We start from the raw sequence: 18,381 nt of genomic DNA on the forward strand, positions 1-18,381 counted from the left end.
AACGTACCAGACAAGTCCACTCCACCGCGCCAATCACAGAGCGTTGCGTCATGAGCCGAGCTGTCAACAACATGCCTGCATCCTATCGGTGTCATCGTTTGTTATTGACCGGCGCCGCCGGCAACCTGGGCCTGGTACTACGTCCCCGATTGAAAGCCCATGCGGATATCCTGCGCGTCTCCGACGTAGCGGCGATGGCCCCCGCGGAAGACGGCGAAGAGGTCGTCCAATGCAACCTGGCCGACGCGTCTGCGGTATCGGAACTGGTGCGCGGCACGGACGCCATCGTGCATCTTGGCGGCGTGTCGGTCGAGCGCCCCTTCGAGGAAATCCTTCCCGCCAACATCCAGGGCGTCTACAACGTCTACGAGGCGGCTCGCCTGCACGGCGTGCGGCGCGTGGTGTTTGCCAGCTCGAACCACGTCATCGGCTTTTATGAACAGGGACAGACCTTGGACGCCGGCGTGCCGTTGCGGCCGGACGGCTATTACGGGCTGAGCAAGGCCTACGGCGAAAACCTGTCGCGCTTCTATTTCGACCGCTACGGCATCCAGACCGTGTGCCTGCGCATCGGCTCGTCGTTTCCCGAACCCAAGGACCGGCGCATGCTGGTCACGTGGCTCAGCCATGACGACCTGACCGACCTGGTCATCCGCTCGCTCTTCACCCCCGACGTCGGCCACCTCATCGTGTATGGCGCGTCGGCCAACCGCGACAGTTGGTGGGACAACAGCGGCGCAGCCCTGCTGGGCTTTGCGCCCAAGGATTCTTCCGAGCGGTTCCGCGCGCAGGTCGAGGCGCAGCCCCCACTGGCCGCGGACGATCCCGCGGCGCGCTATCAGGGCGGCGCCTTCGTCAAGGCCGGCCCCTTCCCCTTCCCGAACGCCTGAAGCCTTTCATGTCCATCACCGCCGAACGTCTTGGAACCTTGTTGTGCGGCGTCGGAGAAAGCCCCCTCTGGCGGCCCGCGGACAAGGCGTTCTACTGGACCGACATCCCGGGCAAGACGCTGTGGCGCTGGACACCTGAAACCGGCGCGTTTGCGCACTGGGCGCTGCCGCAGATGGCAGGCAGCATTGCGATGCGCGGCGACGGCTGGCTGCTGGCCATGGAAGACGGCCTTTACGCCTGCGACGCCCTGCGCGAGGGCGAGGCCTGCCTACCCCGGCAACTCGCCGCCGTGGCCCACACCGCCCCCGGCATGCGGTTCAACGACGGCCGCTGTGACCGGCAGGGCCGGTTCCTGGCGGGCACCATGGTGATGGACATGAGCCTTGCCCGGCCCGCGGGCGCGCTGTACCGCCACGATGCGCGCGGCACGTCCGTGCTGCTCGACGACCTGATCGTGCCCAACGGCCTGGCCTTCAGTCCCGATGGCCGGACCATGTACCTGTCCGATTCGCACCCGTCGCGCGCGACCGTCTGGGCTTTTGACTACGACACCGATTCCGGCGTGCCATCCAATCGCCGCGTCTTCATCCCCGCCCTGCCCGCCGGCCGCCCCGACGGCGCCGCCGTGGACGCGGCGGGCTGCTACTGGATCTGCGGCAACGACGCCGGCAAGGTGTACCGCTACACCCCCGACGGACGCCTGGACCGCACCCTGGACGTGCCCGCCGCGAAGATTGCCATGTGCGCCTTCGGCGGCGCCGGCATGGACACCCTTTTCGTCACGTCGATCCGCCCCGCGAACGCCGCAATCGGCGCGCTGGATGGCGCGGTATTTGCCCTGCACCCCGGCGTGCAGGGCCTGGAGGAAACCGCCAGCGCCGGTTAGCACCCGACGGGCGGCTTCGCGCGCGCCCACCCCGAGCAGGCAGTGCATATCAAAGAGCTTCGGGGCCATCACGGCCCTCAACGAAACGCCGTACCCCATCCGGAGGTAGACATGCTGCACCCTCACCTGAGCCGCGCCGTTCTGGCCGCGGCCGCCTTGCTGACGCTGATTCCCGCCACCCACGCCGCCGAGCTGCGCTCCGCGGACATTCATCCCGACGATTACCCCACTGTGCAGGCCGTGCGCCACTTCGGCGAACTGGTCAAGCAACGGACCAACGGCCGCATCACCGTGAAGGTGTTTGCCGGCGGTGCGCTCGGCAACGAAGACGACTCGATCGAACAGGTGAAACTGGGCGCGCTGGCCATGTCCCGCGTGTCGAGCGCGGCGATGCACAACATCTGCCAGACCACGCGCGTGCCGTCGCTGCCGTTCCTGTTCCGCTCCAAAGAGCACCTGCACAAGGTGCTGGACAGCGAGATCGGCGACCAGATCCTGCGCTCGTGCGAGGCCGCGGGGTTCGTCGGACTGGCGTGGTACGACAGCGGGTCGCGTTCCATGTACACGACCAAGAAGCCGATCAAGACGCTGGCCGACGCCAAGGGCCTGAAGATCCGCGTGCAGCAGTCGGACCTGTCCGTCGCGATGGTGGAGGCCATGGGCGGCAACGCCACGCCGATGCCCATGGGCGAGGTCTACACGTCGCTCAAGACCGGACTGGTGGACGCGGCCGAGAACAACTTTCCCAGCTACGAGAGCGCGCATCACTACGAGGTCGCCAAGTTCTATTCGCTGACCGAGCACACCATGACGCCCGAGATCCTGATCTTCTCCAAGCGCCAGTGGGACAAGCTGCCGCCGGAGGACCAGAAGATCCTGCGCGAGGCCGCGCGCGAATCGGTGCCGTACATGCGCAAGCTGTGGGACGAACGCGAGCAGAAGTCGCGCGCGGTGGTCGAGAAGGCCGGTTCGCAGATCTCGCAGGTCGACAAGCCGTCCTTCCAGGGTGCGATGAAGCCGGTGTACGAACGCTTCGTCACCACCCCTGAGATGAAGGACCTGGTCTCGAAGATCCAGGCCGTGCAGTGAGGACATCATGTTGGCCACACCCACGAATGAACCAGATGTCGCCGCGGGGGGCCGGGCGCAAGCCCTGGCTGCCCCGCTGGATGCCTACTCCCGCGCCTGCGCCCGGCTGGCGCGGGCTTGCATGTGGACCAGCGTCTTCGGGCTGATCTGCCTGATCATCGCTGTCTCTTTGCAGATCTTCGGCCGCCACGTCCTGAACAGCACGCCGACCTGGGCGGAAAGCCTCGCCCTGCTGCTCGTGCTGTACGTCACCATGCTGGGCGCCGCGGTCGGCGTGCGCGATGCCGGACACATCGGCTTCGAGTCCCTGCTGGACGCCCTGCCCGCCGCCGGGCAGCGGCGGCTGCGCATCTTCATCCATCTGCTCGTGCTGCTGTTCGGCGTGCTGATGGCCTGGAATTGCGGCGTGCTGGCCGAGTCCGTCGCGGCCTACAAGATTCCCAATTTGGGCATCTCCAATGCGTGGAAGTACATCCCTGCAACCCTGTCGGGCACCTTGATCGCGCTCTTTTCCATCGAGCACATCATCGCGATCCTGCGCAACCAGAAGGTGGTCCCGGCATGGCGCTGACATTGCTTTCCTTCACCTTCATGGGGTTCCTCGTGATCGGCGTGCCGGTGGCCTTTGCCATCGGCCTGTCGTCCATCACGGCCATCATGTACGAGGACCTGCCGCTGGCGGTGGCCTTCCAGCAGATGACCTCGGGCATGAACGCGTTTTCGTTCCTGGCCATCCCCTTCTTCATCTTCACCGGCGAGCTGATGCTGTACGGGGGCATCGCCGACCGCATCGTGAACTTCGCCAAATCGCTGGTGGGCCATGTACGGGGCGGCCTGGGCATGTCCAACGTGGTGGCCTGCACGCTGTTCGGCGGCGTGTCCGGATCGCCGGTGGCGGACGTGTCGGCGATGGGCTCGGTGATGATCCCGATGATGAAGCGCGAGGGCTATCACGCCGACTACGCGGTGAACGTCACGACGCACGCGGCGCTGGTGGGCGCGCTGATGCCGACCAGCCACAACATCATCATCTACACGCTGGCCGCGGGCGGCAAGGTGTCCATCGCGGCGCTGATCGCGGCAGGCGTGGTTCCCGCCCTGATCCTGACCGCGTGCAACCTGGCCGCCGCCTACTTCGTGGCGCGCAGCCGCGGCTATCCGGCGGGCACCTTCCCGGGTTGGCACATCGTGTTCCGCTCGCTGGTTGCGGCGGCGCCAGGGCTGTTCGTGGTGGTGCTGATCATCGCGGGCATCCTGAGCGGCGTCTTCACCGCGACGGAATCCGCGGCCGTGGCGGTGCTGTACGCGCTGGCGCTGACGATCTTCGTCTACCGATCGCTGACGTGGGATCAGTTTGTGCGCGCGGCCAGCAAGGCTGTGAAGACCACCGGCGTGGTGCTGCTGCTGATCGGTATCTCGGCGACGTTCGGCTACCTGATCAGCTTCTATGGCGTGGCCGAAAAGACCGGGCAACTGATGGCATCCATATCGACGGAGCCGTGGGCCATCTTCCTGATGGTCAACATCATCCTGTTCGTGCTGGGCACGTTCCTGGACATGGCCGCCACCATCCTGATCTGCACGCCGATCTTCCTGCCGATCTGCATGCAGTACGGCATGGGGCCGGTGCAGTTCGGCATGGTGCTGCTGCTGAATTGCGCCCTGGGGCTGAACACGCCACCGGTGGGCACCACGCAATTCGTGGGGTGCGCCATCGGCGGGGTCTCCGTGGGCACAGTGATGCGCACCATCTGGCCGTTCTACGGCGCGCTGCTGGCCGCGCTGGCGCTGGTGACGTACGTGCCGGCGTTCTCGCTGTGGCTGCCGGGCGTGCTGCTCAACTGATGCGGCACGCGCGGGGTGAGCGGCTGGCCGCCCGCCCCGCGATCAACGGATAGAAGAAGACCGCCGCCAGCAGCCACATCAAGGCGGCGGACCAGATCGTCTGGCTGAGGAAATGCGCGCCCTGCAGGATGCGCACCACGGAAAACCCCACACCGGCCCCCAAGCCGATCGCCAGTCCGCTCCAGCGCCATGCCGGGCGGCCCAGCGCCCATCCGGCGAAGTACAGGCTCAGCAACGCGTAGCCCGCGCCGGCATGGCCGCTGGGCAAAGCGCCTCCGGCGCGCGCACGCGCCCAGGTCCACCAGTGCAACGGATACGGCGTGTAGCCGCCCAGTGTTTCCAGATCGTAGGGACGCGGCAGCATGGTGTGATGCTTGAGCTGCGTGATGAGCAGTTGCCCGGACAGGCACGTGGCCGCGACGGCCAGCGCCACGCCGCGCCAGCGCCGCCAGGCCGCGATACGGTAACTGGCCGCCGCCACGCCGGCCGCGGCAAGGCCCACGCTGACCGGCAAGGCCAGCACCAGGCGGTGGCCCAGCAGTTCAAGCCAGCGGCTGCCATGCAGCGGAAAGTCATCGAGCAGCGGGTCGAACAGGCCTCGCGCAATTCGCATGTCCAGTCCCGATACCTGGATCCACCACGCCAGGCAAGCCAGCAGCAGCGTCACGCCCGCAACGTGGGTGAGCAGATAACCGGCTCGCGTCGGCGCGTGCGGCGCGGGCAGCACTGGAGACAGTGGCAAAGTGGACGGCATGGACGGGATTTCCGGACGATACGGGCCAGCGCACTTTACGGGCCCGGCAGTCGAAAATTCGTCAAATTTGCGCGGCAGGCGCTGGCGACGCAGCCGGCTCGAAACGCAGCAAAAAGCGCGTGCCGCGCGCCGGGCCTTCGGCTTGCGAGGATTCGACGCTGAGCGACCAGCCCTGCATGTCGCAGACGCGCTTGGCGATCGCCAGGCCCAGCCCGCGCGCCGTTTCGTCGCCGCCCGCCACGCCCGAGTCGCGCAGGCGGCCGCTGAAATAGCGGCGGAACAGGAACGGCAGGTCGCTCGCGGCAATGCCCTTGCCGTCATCGCGCAATTCCAGGCCGCCCTGCGCGTCCAGCGCCACGGTCAGCGTGGCTGGCGCGGCGTGTTCGATGGCATTGCGCACGAGATTTCGCAGCACGGTCAGCAAGGCGTAGCGGTCTAGCGTCAGCACCTGCCCGGCGGGAAGCCGGTTGTCTAAGCGCAAGTCGGCCACCCGGGCCTGCGCGGCGTACCCGCGCCACGCATCTTCCATGCACTCGGCGATGTCCACCGCTTCCGGCGCGCGCAATTGGTCGCGCGCCATCGCCCGCGCGCTTTCCAGGCTGACGATGACGTCGTCCACGTTGTCGACCACGCGAGTCAGGCGCTGGTGCTGATCCGGCGTCAACGCCTGCGTCAGCAGCATGAGCTCGCTGTCCGAGCGGATCGCCGCCAGCGGCGTGCGCACCTCGTGGCTCAGGTTGCCCGCGAATTCGCGCTCGCGGGCGATGGACCGGTCCACCTGGTTCTGCACGCGGTTGAAGGCCTCGATAAGGCGACCGGCCTCGTCGTCGCGCGTGACCGCCATGTCCGGCGACCCCGGCGCCCACGTCGACAGCCGGTCCGTCAATTCCAGCAGCGGTCCGACCGCCACCGCCGCCACGCGCCGCGACAGCGCATACGCCAGCACCACGCAGATCGCGCCCACGCCCAGCACGATCAGCCCGAAGTCGTGCACCCGCTCTTCGTTGTCGGTCGCGTCGTACAGCAGGTACACCGTGCCGCGGCCGGTCTCCGCCACCATCACGTGCCAGGTGTAGGAGCCGGGTTCGATGAGGTGCAGGCCGTTTTCCAGCGCCAGCAGTTCGGGCGGCATGCCGGCAGGCGGCTGGCCATCGACGCTCAACCACGCGCGCATGGACCCGCCCAGCTCGCGCGCGCCATGGCGCGGCAGGAACTCGTCGCTGGTGCGCGCGTGCTGGACCAGGCGGTCCATTTCGGTGTTCAGGATGTCGTTGACCAGGTCGTCTTCCATCTGGTCGAACGTCAGGTAGGCCAGGAGGGCAAGCGCCGTGACGAACAGCGCAACCGTGCCCGTCAGCGCCCAGACGACGCGCTGGGTCAGTGTGCCGGCGGCGGCGCGGCTCATGATGCGGCGCCGGGCAGCGCCAGGCGCCAGCCGGTGCCGTGCACGGTCTCGATGCCGTCAAAGCCGGCATCGGCCAGCGCGCGCCTGAGCAGGTGGACCTGGCTGCGCAGGGCATCGGACGAGGGCGGCTCGTTGCCCCACAGCACCGATTCCAGTTCTTCGCGCGTCACCACGCGGCCTGGATCGCGCAGCAGCACTTCGATGATGAGGCTCGCCTTGCGGGTCAGGTGCACCGGCACGCCGCTGACCGACACGACGCGGCTGCGCGCGTCGAACTGAAGCGGGCCGAAGGTGCGAGCGGCGTCCACCGTCGCCCCCTTGGAACGCTGGATCAGCGCCAGCAGGCGCGCTTCCACTTCCAGCAACGCGAAGGGCTTGGTGAGGTAATCGTCGGCGCCGTGCGAGAAGCCCGCCAGCTTGTCTTCGAGGCTGTCGCGCGCGGTCAGCATCAGCACCGGCACATCCAGCCGCCGTTCCGTGCGCATGGCGTGGAGCACGGCGTTGCCGTCCATGCCGGGCAGCCCGATGTCCAGCAGCACGGCGTCAAAGCGCCGTTCTTGCAACCGTTGCAGGGCCGCGGGTCCGCTGTAGGCCACGTCGGGCAGAAAGCCCCGCGCCTCCAGGAAGCTGTACAGGTTGCCGGCGATGATGTGGTCGTCCTCGACGATCAGCACCCGGTGATTCGCGCCCGCTGCGGGAGGGGTTGCCATGGTCTGCGATCCTGCCCGCGTTATGCCTGCAGCACCTTGCCGGGGTTCATGAGTCCCTGGGGATCCAGCGCGTGCTTGATCCGGCGCATCAGCGCAAGTTCGACGGGGTTCTTGTAGCGCGGCAGTTCGTCGCGTTTGAGCTGGCCCACGCCGTGTTCGGCGCTGATGGATCCCTTGTGCGCGTGCACGCTGTCATGCACGACGCCATAGATCTCGCCTTGCAGCGCCAGCAGCTCGGCTTCGGTCTGGCCGGGCGCATGCGCCACGTTGTAGTGCAGGTTGCCGTCGCCCAGATGGCCGAAGATCACGTGGCGCACGCCCGGAAAGCGCGCCTGCAGCAAGGCGTTGGTCTTGTGCACGAATCCGGCGATCGACGAGATGGGAATGGACACGTCATGCTTGACCGACTTGCCCAGCTCGGCCTCGGCCAGCGGAATGCTTTCGCGCAGGTGCCACAGCGCCTTGCTCTGCGAGACATTGGCGGCGATGGCGGCGTCGTTCACCAGGCCGGCCTCGATGGCGTCGCCCAGCACGGCCTCGAAGCGCTCGCGGGCGTGCGTCTCGCTTTCGCTGTCGGACAGCTCCAGCAGCGCGAACCACGGCGAGGCGGCCGACTCGCCCTCGAAGGGCAGGCGCTGCTGCGGGAACAGGCGCACCACGCCTTGCAGGCAGGCGCCGCTCATGAGTTCGAATCCGGTCAGCGAGGCGCCGAAGCCGGAACGGGCGCGGGACAGGACCTCCACGGCGTTGTCGATACTGTCCAGCGTCAGCAGCGCCGTGCAGGATGCCACGGGGCGCGGATACAACTTGAGCGTCGCGGCCGTGATGATGCCCAGGGTGCCTTCGCTGCCGATGTACAGGTCGCGCAGGTCGTAGCCGGTGTTGTCCTTGCGCAGGCCGCGCAGCCCGTCCCAGATCTCGCCTTCGGCGGTCACGACTTCCAGGCCCAGTGTCAGGTCGCGCGTATTGCCATAGCGCAGCACCTGCGTGCCGCCGGCGTTGGTGGCCAGGTTGCCGCCGATGGTGCAGCTGCCCTCGGCCGCCAGGCTCAGCGGGAACAGCCGGTTCGCGGCGGCGGCGGCCTCCTGCACGGCCTGCAGGATGCAGCCGGCCTCGACAGTGATGGTGTCGTTGTCGGTATCCAGCGCGCGCACCGCGGTGAGCCGGGCGGTGGAGAGGACGACGGCGGTGCCGGTGTCGTCCGGCGTGGCGCCGCCGCACAGGCCGGTATTGCCGCCTTGCGGCACCACGGGCACGCCGTGCCGCGCGCACAGTTTGATGGCGTCGGCCACTTCAGCCGTGGAGCCCGGGCGGATCACCGCCAAGGCCGCGCCGCGATAGCGGCGGCGCCAATCCAGCACATAGGAATCCGCATCCGCGCCGGTCAGCACGTGGGAGTCGCCCAAGAGGGCCTGGAGATCGGTCAGCAGAGTCATGGATGCCGCACAGAAAGTCGGCCCGGCCGCCAGGACCGGGCGCTGTTCATGGGATGTGCGGACTATTGTAGGGGCTGGGCGGCGCCTGCCGAAGCCCCCTTGCGGGTGTCTGTTGGGCCTGTCTAGCCGACGGCCTGGTCCAGCCGGGTGCCCGTCATGCCCGAGCAGAAGGCGCGGGAGGCGATGCGCTCCATCAGGAAGGCGCGGTCCACGCCGGCGGGGCCGGGCAATTCGGACAAGGCGCGGTAGGCGCGGCGCAGGACTTCGCCGCGGGTGGCGCCGCAGACCATGAGATGGGTGCACGGCAGGCGGCGATCGCCGCAGCCGTCGATGCGCACTTCCAGCACGTGCGGCGCGATGGGATCGTGTTCGGCGACCGGCATGTCCGGCGTGCGGGCCCGCGCCTGCGCGTCGATGACGCGGAAGACGCCGCTGCGGTCGTCGAGCGAGAAGGACACGGTGCCGGCGGCCGGCCAGCCGCGGTCACGCGCCACACTGGCGGCGACCGTGCGCAATGCGCTTTCGATCGAGGCCGCCAGATGCGGCGCCGGGCACTCGGCGATCAGGACGCGCGCATCGCGCCAGACGCTGCGTTCCCAGGCGCGGCCAGTTGCCAGTTCGCCCGTTGCCGCGGCAAAGACGTGGATATCGAGCCTGCGTTCGCGGCCGGCCGCCGGACCGGCAAAGTCCGTGGGTGGTCCCCGCCTGCTTGTGGCGCCGCCCGATGACATGACTGTGGATACTTTGGCGCCCATGGCCCCTCCTGGTCTTTCTGCTTGCCCGGCAAGCGTATCACCTTCGGATGACGAGCAACTTTTGTGCCATGCGCGGCAGCCCGGGAAGCGGCTGTCTTGAGCGCGGGTGTGCACCGGAAACAGGCGGCGCCGCCCTGTGCGCCGCACCATGGCGGGGCAGGCCGGCACCGGGTAAACGCTCTACTCCGCGCCCTACTCCGCCTGAAGGATGAAGCCCCCCTCGCCGATGGGGGATAATCCAGCTTTGACCCTTGCCATAGCGGTTTGGATGTACGGGTTTACCATTACCCGGCAGCCGCCGCGCTGTCCCCCTCAACAAGGAACCGTCGTGGGCAACCATACACAATTTCCGGCCTCCGTTTTCAAGGCGTATGACATTCGCGGCACGGTGCCGGACCTGATCGACGCCGCCTTCGCGCGTTCGCTCGGTGTGGCGCTTGCCGCCCGCGCCCGCGAGCAAGGCGTGCAGACGCTCGTGGTCGGCCGCGATGGACGCCTCAGCAGCGAAATGCTGTCGCTTGCGCTGCAGGAAGGGATGCTCGAAGGCGGCGTGGACACGCTGGACGTTGGCATGGTCCCGACCCCGCTTGTGTACTTTGCGGCCAACATCATGCAGACCGGGTCGGGGGTAGCCATCACCGGCAGCCACAACCCGCCCAAGTACAACGGATTCAAGATGATGATGGGCGGCCGCGCGCTGTACGGCGACGACGTCCAGCAACTGGCGCAGACCATGAACGGCGACGCGCCGGCGCCCGCTTCCGAGGCCGGCACGCGCCGCCAGCTCGACCTGGCGCAAACCTACATTGCGCGCGTGGCCGCCGGCGTCAAGCTGGCGCGCCCCATGAAGATCGCCATCGACTGCGGCAACGGCGTGGCCGGCGCGGTCGCGCCGCAGCTCTTCCGCGCGCTGGGCTGCGAGGTCGACGAACTGTTCTGCGAGGTCGACGGCAACTTCCCCAACCACCACCCCGATCCCGCCGAACCCAAGAACCTGCAGGACCTGATCAAGCACGTCGCCGAGACCGATTGCGAGCTTGGCCTGGCCTTCGACGGCGACGGCGACCGCCTGGGCGTGGTCACCAAGTCCGGCCAGATCATCTGGCCCGACCGCCAACTCGTCCTGTTTGCGCGCGACGTGCTCGAGCGCAACCCCGGCGCCACCATCATCTATGACGTGAAGTGCAGCCGCCACGTCGGCCTGTCGGTCGAAGCGGCCGGCGGCACCGCCCTGATGTGGAAGACGGGCCACTCCCTGGTCAAGGCCAAGCTGGCCGAAACCGGCGCGCCCCTGGCCGGCGAAATGAGCGGCCACATCTTCTTCAAGGAGCGTTGGTACGGCTTTGACGATGGCCTGTACACCGGCGCCCGCCTGCTCGAAATCGTGTCGCGCTTCGCCGACGCCTGCGCCCCGCTGGAAGCCCTGCCGCAGGACGTGTCCACGCCCGAACTCAAACTGGAAATGGAAGAAGGCCAGCCTTTCTCGCTGGTCAAGGCCTTGCAGGACCAGGGCCAGTTCCCCGGCGCCGAGCGCGTGATCACGATCGACGGCGTGCGCGCCGAATACGCCGACGGCTTTGGCCTGGCGCGGCCGTCGAACACCACGCCGGTCGTCGTGCTGCGTTTTGAAGCGCAAAGCGAAGCGGCGCTTGCGCGCATCCAGGCCGACTTCCGCCGCGAACTCGGCAAGCTCGCCCCGAACGCCACACTGCCTTTCTGATCCGCCCATGTCGTTAGCCAACAGCCCCGCGTGGCAGCAGTTCATCGCCGCAACACGCACGGCATCCCGGGACGGCCAAAAGCTGCGCCTTATCAATGCGCCCGGACTGCGCCTGGATCTAAGCGCCCAGGCGCAGTCGCCCGAACTGCTGGCCGCCTCGCAGGCACTGCTGGAGCAGCAGGACTTCGAGGCCTGCCGCGCGCGGCTCTTTGACGGCGGCCAGGCCAACTGGACGGAAGGACGCGCCGCCTGGCACACCGCCTTGCGCGCGGCCGAGCCGCCCGCCATGGTGGCGAAAGCGGTGCTGGCCGAGCGCGAACGCCTGCGCGACTTCGTGCGCACCGCCGACGCGGCCGGCCGCTACAGCGGCGTGCTGCATCTGGGCATCGGCGGCAGCGACTGGGGACCGCGCCTGGTCACCCGCGCCTTGCGCCACGAGGGCGCGCGCCGCGACGTGCGATTTGCCTCCAATGTGGATTCGCATTCGGTCGCTGAAGCCATGAGCCACCTGGACCCGCACAACACGCTGGTCATCGTCGCCTCCAAATCTTTCACCACGACCGAGCCGCTGGCCAACGCCGAGGTCGCGATGAACTGGCTGCGCGAGGCCGGCGTTGCCGATCCCATCAAACAGGTCGTGGCAATCACCTGCAACGTCGAGGCAGCGCTCAACCTGGGCATCCTGCCCGACCACATCTTCCAGATCTGGGATTGGGTGGGCGGGCGCTATTCGCTGTGGTCCGCCATCGGCCTGCCGATCGCCCTGGCGTTCGGCAACGACACCTTCGACCGGCTCCTGGCCGGCGCGGCGGCCATGGACGACCATTTCCGCACCGCGCCGCCTGCCGAAAACGCGCCCGTGCAGCTGGCGCTGGCCGGCGTGGCCAACCGCAGCGTGCTGGGCTACGACTCGCTGGTCATCGCGCCCTACGATTCCCGGTTGCATCACATCGTGCCTTGGGCCCAGCAGCTTGAAATGGAATCGCTGGGCAAGGTCGCCACGGCCGACGGCAGTCCCGCCGGCGTGCCGACCGGACCGGCGGTGTGGGGAATGCCGGGCACGGATTGCCAGCACACGTTCTTCCAATGGCTGCACCAAGACGCGGCCGGCGCGCCGGTGGACTTCATCCTGTGCGAACAGCCGGACCATGCCTACGCCCGGCATCACGAGCTGCTGGTCGCCAACTGCCTGGCGCAGCGCTCGGCGCTTCTGCGCGGCAAGACCTTCGAAGAAGCCCTGGCCGAGACCTCCGCCACGGAACGCGATCCGGCGCGCGCGCGTTTGCTGGCGCAGCACCGCGTGCATCCGGGCGGACGGCCGTCGTCGCTGATCGTGCTGCCGCGTCTTGAGGCCTACACGCTGGGCGCGCTGCTGGCCTTGTACGAGCACAAGGTGTTCACGCAGGGCGTGATCTGGGGCATCAACCCGTTCGATCAGTGGGGCGTGGAGTTCGGCAAGGTGTTGGCCAAGAACATCATGCGCGAGCTGGACGCGCCCCAGCCCAGCCAGCAGGATCCGTCCACGCGCTTCTGGATCGACGCGATCAGGCGCTGAGCGCGTCGTACAGCGCGACGTGGATGCGCGCGACCTGATTGATGTCGAACTCGCGCTCCGCAAGCACCCTGCCCGCAGTGCCCATCGCCTGACGCAACGTGGCGTCGTCGGCCAGGCGCGCAATGGCGTCAGCCAGCGCTGCGGCGTCGCGCACCGGCACCAGGAGGCCGGTCACGTTGGGTTCGATGGCGTCGCGGCAACCTGGCACGTCGGTCGTGACGACCGCCCGCCCGCAGGCCGCGGCCTCTATCAAGGATTTCGGCAGGCCCTCCCGGTAGGACGGCAGCACCGCAATGTGCGCGGCCGCATACAGCGCCGCCACGTCCGAACGCTCGCCCAGCGCCTGCACGCAGCCGTCCTGCTGCCAGGCATCGACATCGGCCTGCGTGGCGGACGCCGGGTTGCCCGGGTCCAGCCCGCCCACCAGTTGCATCGTCACCGGCACGCCGCGTTCGCGCAGCAGCCTGGCCGCCTGCACGAACTCCTGCACGCCCTTGTCGCGTAGCAGGCGCGCCACCATCGTGACGACGACGGGCGGCGCGGACGGCTCCGGCGCCGGACGGTAAGCGTCCAGGTCCACGCCCGCACCGCGGATGATGACCACCTGATCCTCGCGCACCGCGCCCAGCGACTTGAGCAGGTCGCGGTCGTTGGCGTTCTGGAAGATCACCCGGCTGTTCGGATGGCCGAGCGCAATGCGGTACAGGCGCGCCACCACGGCGCGCACCAGCCGCATCTTCAGCGAGCTGGACAGGAACACGAAGCCCAATCCGGAGATCGCCGCGACCATGCCCGGCACGCGTGCGATGCGCGCAGCGATGCCGCCGTACAGCACGGGCTTGATGGTGACCAGGTGCACCACATCGGGGCGCAGCCGGCGGAAGAGGCGCACCAGCGCCAGCAGCGTGCCCAGCTCCTGCAACGGATGCTTGCCGCTACGCGTCATCGGAATGGGGTGATGGGTCATGCCCAGCGCCTGAATGTCAGCCACGGCGGGCCCCTCCATCGTCGCGACATGGACGTCGTAGCCCGCCTTCTGTGCGGCCAAGGCGACCGGGACGCGGTGCGACATGAAGAACGCCGGGTTGTTGACGACAAACAGCAGGCAGCGTCCGGCGCTCATGCTTGGACTCCAGAAATGCGGCGCCAGACGGCGATATAGCTTTGCACCATGCGTGCAAGATCAAAGTGTTCCAGGACGCGGGCGCGTCCTGCCTCGCCCGCGCGCTCGCGGCCGCGCGCAGCCACGTCGCCCAGCGCGGATTCGATGCCGCGGGCCAGAGCCTCGGCCTGCTCGGGCGGCACCACCACACCCGTGTCGCCGACGATGTAGGCGGCGTCGCCCACGTCGGTCACCACGCAATACACGCCACACGCCATGGCCTCGGCCACCACGTTCGGAAAGCCTTCGGCGCAGCTCGAGAGCACATGCAGGTCCAGCCCGTTCATGACGGCGGGCACGTCGTCGCTGGGGCCGCTGAGCACCACGCGGTCGCGCAAGTCCAGCTTGTCGAGCAAGGCGCCCAGTTGGGCGTTGCCGTCCGTCATGTCGCGGCCGATCAGCACGCAGCGCAGCCCCGCATCGCGCCCATCGCGCACCAGCGCGGCCACGGCGCGCAGCAGGTTGGCGTGGTCCTTGAGCGGATCCCAGCGCGCCACGCATCCGATCACCGGCACGTCTTCGGACAGCCCCCATGCGGCGCGAACGCGCGAGCGCGCCTGCGGATCCGGCGCGTAGCGCGACAGGTCGTAGCCGTTGGGGATCACGACCATGCGGTCGCGGCGGTAGCCTTTTTCGGCGTGGCGCTCGGCGGCATTCTGCGCCGCGCAGACGATCGCGCGCGGCACGCTGCCGGACAGCATCGCGCACGCGCGCAGCACCAGCCGCGCCGAGCGGCTGCTGCGTTCAAGGTGCGCGCCAGAATTACGGATGCCCCAGGCGATGGCGCGAACGCCCGCCAGGCGGGCGGCCAGGCCGCCGATCAGGTCGGCGTGGTACATCCAGGTTTGCACGGCATCCGGGCGGGACGTGGCGATCAGGCGCCGCAGCGCCAGGAAGCCGCCCAGGCTGACGCGGCCGCGCTTCATGCCCAGGGCATGCACCGCGACGCCCGCCGCGCGCAGGCGCTCGCCGTACAGGCCTTCATCGGTCAGCGACACGACGGTGTGCTCGACATCCACCTGCGGCCAGGTCGCCAGGCGCGTCAGCACCGATTCGGCGCCGCCCTGGCCCAGCCCCGTGATGACGTGCAGAATGCGCAGCGGCCGGGTGCTCATCGCCCCTCCCGCACCGCTTCAAACAGTTCATCCCATTCGGTCAGCACGCTGGACAGCGCATAACGCTGGCGCACGGCGGCGGCGGCGCGCGCGCCCAGCTGCTCGCGCAGGGACACGTCGCCCATCAGCCGATGCAGGGCATCGGTCATCGCGACCCGGTCGCCCGCCGGCACCAGCAGCGCATCCTGGCCGTCTCGCGTCATCTCGCGCGGACCGCTGGGGCAATCGAACGCCACGCAGGGCAAGCCCAGCGACATGGCTTCGAGCAACACATTGGGAAAGCCTTCGACCAGCGAACTGAGCACGAAGGCCTGGCCGCGCGCCAGTTCTTCCCAAGGCGCTTCGGTGCGCCCAGGCAAACTGATGCGCGATTGCAGGCGCAGACGCGCCACCTGCTGCTGCAGCGCTTCGCGCTCGGGGCCTTCGCCCCAGATGCGCAGGTTCCAGTCCGGGAATTCCGGCGCAATCTGCGCAAAGATGTCGATCAGGAGGCCGAACTGCTTGTCGGGCACCAGCCGCCCCATCGCGATCAGCTCGCGCGGACCGGCCTCGTGGCGCTGCTGCACCAGCGGCGCATCGAGCAGCGGCGCGGGCAGCGGATTCGGGATGACGGCCAGGCGCCGGATGCCGGGCACCTGGCGCGCAAACGGACCTGCGGTGTCTTCCGCCTGCACCGTCACCATGTCGGCGCGCGGATACAGCACGCGGCGCAGCTTGCGCCAGACGGAGCCCGTGGTGGTTTCGGCGACCGGATTGGTGCGTTCGCAGACGATGAGCGGAACGTTCAGGCCGCGCGTGGCCAGAATGGCGGCCACGTTGACGTTGGTCAGGAACGACACCACCACGTCGGGCCGTGAATCGCGAATGTGCTTGCGCAGGGCCAGCAACCGCTTAAAGGCCGCCATCGCACCCGACGCCCGGGTGCCGGCCAGATCAGCCAGCCACGAAAGCTGGACCTTGTCCGACAGGGGATAAAAGCAGGTGCCCTTGGACGAGTAGGTGGGCGTCAGGATGACGGTGTCTCCGCGCTCGGACCATGCGTTGACCAGGGTCGCCGCGACGCGTTCCGCGCCGCCGGCGTGCATGGAGCTGACCAGCATCAGTATTTTCATTCGTCAACGGTCCTCAATCGGTCCCCCTTGGTCCATGCCCGCGCGGTAGCGGTCCAGCCAGGCCTGCATCATCAGCACGCCCCACAGATGGCTGTCCCAATTGCGATGCCCCGACGTGTGTTCACGCCATTTGCGCAGGATGGGCTCGGGTTCGAACCAGCCCTCCTGGCGCAGGCGCGCCGGATCCAGCAGCGCATCGGCCCATTCGCGCAAGGGACCGCGCAGCCATGCGGCCAGCGGCACGGCAAAGCCGCGCTTGGGGCGGTCGACCAGCGCCTGGGGCACGTGGCGATGCAGCACCTGCCGCAGCAGCCACTTGCCCGTGTTGCCGCGCACCTTGTACTGGTGCGGCAGGCTCCAGGCGAATTCATAGACGCGGTGGTCGATCAGCGGCACGCGGGTTTCCAGGCTGACAGCCATCGCCGCGCGGTCCACCTTGACCAGGATGTCGTCGGGCAGGTAGGTCACCGTGTCGAGCTTCATCATCGACTCGAAGAACGATCCCTGCATGGCGCGTTCGAACACCGACTCGGGTTCGACGCCCCCCTTCACGACGCGGGCGGGGTCCGCCCAGTACGACACGAACAGGCGGTAGAACTCGCCGCGCGTATCGGCGCGCAGCAGTTCGCCCAGCTTGCCGACCTTGCCGCGCCAGGCGCCACGGCCGGGTAGATGTGTGGAGGCGCTGAGCATCGCGCCGGCCGGCTTGCGCAGCAGGCCTGGCACGCGCTCGAACTGGCGCCACCAGTTGTCCACGCGGAAGTAACGCGAATAGCCGCCGAAGAGTTCGTCGCCGCCGTCGCCCGACAAGGCCACGGTCACGTGCTGGCGCGCCATGCGCGTGACCAGCGACGTGGGGATCTGCGACGAGTCGGCAAAGGGTTCGTCGTACATGTCGGCCAGTGACGGCACGACCGCCAGCGCGTCGTCCGCGGTGACGTAGAGTTCGGTGTGATCGGTGCCCAGGTGCGTGGCCACGGCCTTTGCGTGCTGCGCCTCGTCGTAGCCCTTTTCGTGAAAGCCGATGGCAAAGGTGCGCACCGGCTGCGAGCTTTGCGCCTGCATCAGCGCCACGATGGTCGACGAATCGATGCCGCCGGACAGGAAGGCGCCCAGGCTCACGTCGGACAGCATCTGGCCGCCCACGGCCTTGGACAGCACCTTTTCCAGCGCGTCGGTGGCCTGCGCGTCCGAGTCGAACGAGAGGCGCGATTGCCCTGCGGCATCCGCGGCCTCGCGGGCCGACCAGTACACGCGCGGCTCGGGCATGTGGCGGTTGCGCGTGTCGTCGGCCGAGAACTCGACCCACGTGCCGGGCGGCAGCTTGGCGATGCCTTCGTAAATGGATTGCGGCGCGGGAATGTAGTTGTGCCGCATGAACGACGCAAGCGCGTTGCGGTTCAGGTTGCGCCCGAAGCCCGGAATCGGCATCAGGCCCTTGAGTTCCGATGCGAACACCAGCTCGGCGTTGGAGTAGCCGTAGTAGAGCGGCTTTTCGCCCATGCGGTCGCGCGCCAGCACGAGCTTGCGCGAGGCCTTGTCCCACAATGCGATGGCGAACATGCCGACCGAGGCTTGCAGCGTGGCTTCGATGCCCAGCGCGGTAAAGCCGGCAAGCAGGGTTTCGGTGTCCGAATGTCCGCGCCACACCGGCGCCAGCGCCGATTCCTCGAGCTGCTTGCGGATGTCCAGGTGGTTGTAGACCTCGCCGTTGAACACCATGACGTAGCGGCCGCAGGCGGACGTCATGGGCTGGTGGCCCGCTTCAGTCAGGTCCAGGATCGCCAGGCGCACATGCGCCAGCGCGATTCCCGCATCCGCGTCTTCCCAGAAGCCATTGCTGTCCGGCCCGCGGTGGCGGATGCGCCGGCAGCTATCTGCCAGCACCTGCGCCTTATTCCCCAGGGGGCCCCAAATTCCGACTATTCCACACATGATGTTGTTCT

16 protein-coding genes are annotated in these 18,381 nt (G+C 68.3%); 7 read left to right on the plus strand and 9 right to left on the minus strand.

All coding sequences use genetic code 11. From position 1 onward, the window contains the following. Positions 1-71 precede the first annotated feature (71 nt). The 5 genes from ASD71_RS01520 (at position 72) to ASD71_RS01540 (ending at position 4,711) form a co-directional block, all read left to right on the plus strand. Positions 72-890, plus strand: a complete 819-nt coding sequence (locus tag ASD71_RS01520) for an NAD(P)-dependent oxidoreductase (protein ID WP_056558950.1) — start codon at positions 72-74, stop codon at positions 888-890. Positions 891-898: 8 nt separating this feature from the next. Further along, positions 899-1,777 carry an SMP-30/gluconolactonase/LRE family protein gene (locus tag ASD71_RS01525; protein WP_056558954.1) on the plus strand — a complete coding sequence of 293 codons (879 nt, stop codon included), beginning with the start codon at positions 899-901 and terminating at the stop codon, positions 1,775-1,777. A 111-nt stretch (positions 1,778-1,888) separates the two neighbouring features. Continuing rightward, positions 1,889-2,866 carry a TRAP transporter substrate-binding protein gene (locus ASD71_RS01530; protein ID WP_056558957.1) on the plus strand — a complete coding sequence of 326 codons (978 nt, stop codon included), beginning with the start codon at positions 1,889-1,891 and terminating at the stop codon, positions 2,864-2,866. 7 nt (positions 2,867-2,873) lie between these two features. Beyond that, positions 2,874-3,437: a TRAP transporter small permease gene (locus ASD71_RS01535; RefSeq protein ID WP_082578748.1), complete on the plus strand. Its 564-nt coding sequence runs from the start codon at positions 2,874-2,876 to the stop codon at positions 3,435-3,437. Next, on the plus strand, positions 3,428-4,711 hold the full coding sequence (locus ASD71_RS01540; RefSeq protein WP_056558959.1) for a TRAP transporter large permease: 1,284 nt from the start codon (positions 3,428-3,430) through the stop codon (positions 4,709-4,711). The genes ASD71_RS01535 and ASD71_RS01540 overlap by 10 nt, the downstream gene beginning before the upstream one ends. Here ASD71_RS01540 and ASD71_RS01545 read toward each other — a convergent pair. The 5 genes from ASD71_RS01545 to ASD71_RS01565 form a co-directional block, all read right to left on the minus strand. After that, a complete protein-coding gene (locus ASD71_RS01545) occupies positions 4,704-5,465 on the minus strand; it encodes a phosphatase PAP2 family protein (protein ID WP_156395053.1) in 762 nt (253 codons plus the stop codon). The genes ASD71_RS01540 and ASD71_RS01545 overlap by 8 nt on opposite strands. Positions 5,466-5,526: 61 nt before the next feature. After that, a complete protein-coding gene (locus ASD71_RS01550) occupies positions 5,527-6,870 on the minus strand; it encodes a HAMP domain-containing sensor histidine kinase (RefSeq protein ID WP_056558962.1) in 1,344 nt (447 codons plus the stop codon). Beyond that, positions 6,867-7,580, minus strand: coding sequence for a response regulator transcription factor (locus ASD71_RS01555; protein WP_056558965.1), 714 nt, complete (start codon positions 7,578-7,580; stop codon positions 6,867-6,869). Before ASD71_RS01555 ends, ASD71_RS01550 begins: the two co-directional genes overlap by 4 nt. Before the next feature lie 20 nt (positions 7,581-7,600). Then, a complete protein-coding gene (locus tag ASD71_RS01560; RefSeq protein WP_056558968.1) occupies positions 7,601-9,016 on the minus strand; it encodes an FAD-binding oxidoreductase in 1,416 nt (471 codons plus the stop codon). A gap of 122 nt (positions 9,017-9,138) precedes the next feature. Beyond that, positions 9,139-9,771, minus strand: coding sequence for a BPTD_3102 family carboxylase-like protein (locus ASD71_RS01565; protein WP_056558971.1), 633 nt, complete (start codon positions 9,769-9,771; stop codon positions 9,139-9,141). A gap of 328 nt (positions 9,772-10,099) precedes the next feature. Between ASD71_RS01565 and ASD71_RS01570 the strand changes: the two genes are divergently transcribed. Beyond that, positions 10,100-11,491 carry a phosphomannomutase/phosphoglucomutase gene (locus tag ASD71_RS01570; protein WP_056558975.1) on the plus strand — a complete coding sequence of 464 codons (1,392 nt, stop codon included), beginning with the start codon at positions 10,100-10,102 and terminating at the stop codon, positions 11,489-11,491. Positions 11,492-11,498: 7 nt separating this feature from the next. Next, on the plus strand, positions 11,499-13,046 hold the full coding sequence (gene pgi / locus ASD71_RS01575; RefSeq protein WP_056558977.1) for a glucose-6-phosphate isomerase: 1,548 nt from the start codon (positions 11,499-11,501) through the stop codon (positions 13,044-13,046). On the opposite strand, the gene ASD71_RS01580 is transcribed toward pgi, so the two are convergent. Genes ASD71_RS01580 through asnB form a run of 4 tightly spaced genes read right to left on the minus strand, consistent with a single transcriptional unit; the run spans position 13,036 to position 18,370 of the window. Continuing rightward, complete coding sequence (locus ASD71_RS01580) at positions 13,036-14,169, minus strand: glycosyltransferase family 4 protein (RefSeq protein WP_056558980.1); 1,134 nt, start codon at positions 14,167-14,169, stop codon at positions 13,036-13,038. The genes pgi and ASD71_RS01580 overlap by 11 nt on opposite strands. Beyond that, a complete protein-coding gene (locus ASD71_RS01585; protein WP_056558984.1) occupies positions 14,166-15,323 on the minus strand; it encodes a glycosyltransferase in 1,158 nt (385 codons plus the stop codon). The genes ASD71_RS01580 and ASD71_RS01585 overlap by 4 nt, the downstream gene beginning before the upstream one ends. Then, the gene (locus ASD71_RS01590) at positions 15,320-16,435 is read right to left on the minus strand and encodes a glycosyltransferase family 4 protein (RefSeq protein ID WP_056558987.1); all 1,116 of its coding nucleotides are present in this window, start codon (positions 16,433-16,435) and stop codon (positions 15,320-15,322) included. The genes ASD71_RS01585 and ASD71_RS01590 overlap by 4 nt, the downstream gene beginning before the upstream one ends. Before the next feature lie 3 nt (positions 16,436-16,438). After that, entirely contained in the window at positions 16,439-18,370 is a 1,932-nt protein-coding gene (gene asnB / locus ASD71_RS01595) for an asparagine synthase (glutamine-hydrolyzing) (protein ID WP_056558990.1), read from the minus strand. Positions 18,371-18,381: the final 11 nt, after the last annotated feature.

The organism is Achromobacter sp. Root565, from assembly GCF_001427425.1.
Lineage (GTDB): Bacteria > Pseudomonadota > Gammaproteobacteria > Burkholderiales > Burkholderiaceae_B > Achromobacter > Achromobacter spanius_D.

Bases quoted from the DNA above. Each gene is read 5' to 3' on its own strand.
- ASD71_RS01520 (WP_056558950.1), top strand. From the start codon at position 72: ATGCCTGCATCCTATCGGTGTCATCGTTTGTTATTGACCGGCGCCGCC.
- ASD71_RS01525 (WP_056558954.1), top strand. From the start codon at position 899: ATGTCCATCACCGCCGAACGTCTTGGAACCTTGTTGTGCGGCGTCGGA.
- ASD71_RS01530 (WP_056558957.1), top strand. From the start codon at position 1,889: ATGCTGCACCCTCACCTGAGCCGCGCCGTTCTGGCCGCGGCCGCCTTG.
- ASD71_RS01535 (WP_082578748.1), top strand. From the start codon at position 2,874: ATGTTGGCCACACCCACGAATGAACCAGATGTCGCCGCGGGGGGCCGG.
- ASD71_RS01540 (WP_056558959.1), top strand. From the start codon at position 3,428: ATGGCGCTGACATTGCTTTCCTTCACCTTCATGGGGTTCCTCGTGATC.
- ASD71_RS01545 (WP_156395053.1), bottom strand. From the start codon at position 5,465: ATGCCGTCCACTTTGCCACTGTCTCCAGTGCTGCCCGCGCCGCACGCG.
- ASD71_RS01550 (WP_056558962.1), bottom strand. From the start codon at position 6,870: ATGAGCCGCGCCGCCGCCGGCACACTGACCCAGCGCGTCGTCTGGGCG.
- ASD71_RS01555 (WP_056558965.1), bottom strand. From the start codon at position 7,580: ATGGCAACCCCTCCCGCAGCGGGCGCGAATCACCGGGTGCTGATCGTC.
- ASD71_RS01560 (WP_056558968.1), bottom strand. From the start codon at position 9,016: ATGACTCTGCTGACCGATCTCCAGGCCCTCTTGGGCGACTCCCACGTG.
- ASD71_RS01565 (WP_056558971.1), bottom strand. From the start codon at position 9,771: ATGGGCGCCAAAGTATCCACAGTCATGTCATCGGGCGGCGCCACAAGC.
- pgi (WP_056558977.1), top strand. From the start codon at position 11,499: ATGTCGTTAGCCAACAGCCCCGCGTGGCAGCAGTTCATCGCCGCAACA.
- ASD71_RS01580 (WP_056558980.1), bottom strand. From the start codon at position 14,169: ATGAGCGCCGGACGCTGCCTGCTGTTTGTCGTCAACAACCCGGCGTTC.
- ASD71_RS01585 (WP_056558984.1), bottom strand. From the start codon at position 15,323: ATGAGCACCCGGCCGCTGCGCATTCTGCACGTCATCACGGGGCTGGGC.
- ASD71_RS01590 (WP_056558987.1), bottom strand. From the start codon at position 16,435: ATGAAAATACTGATGCTGGTCAGCTCCATGCACGCCGGCGGCGCGGAA.
- asnB (WP_056558990.1), bottom strand. From the start codon at position 18,370: ATGTGTGGAATAGTCGGAATTTGGGGCCCCCTGGGGAATAAGGCGCAG.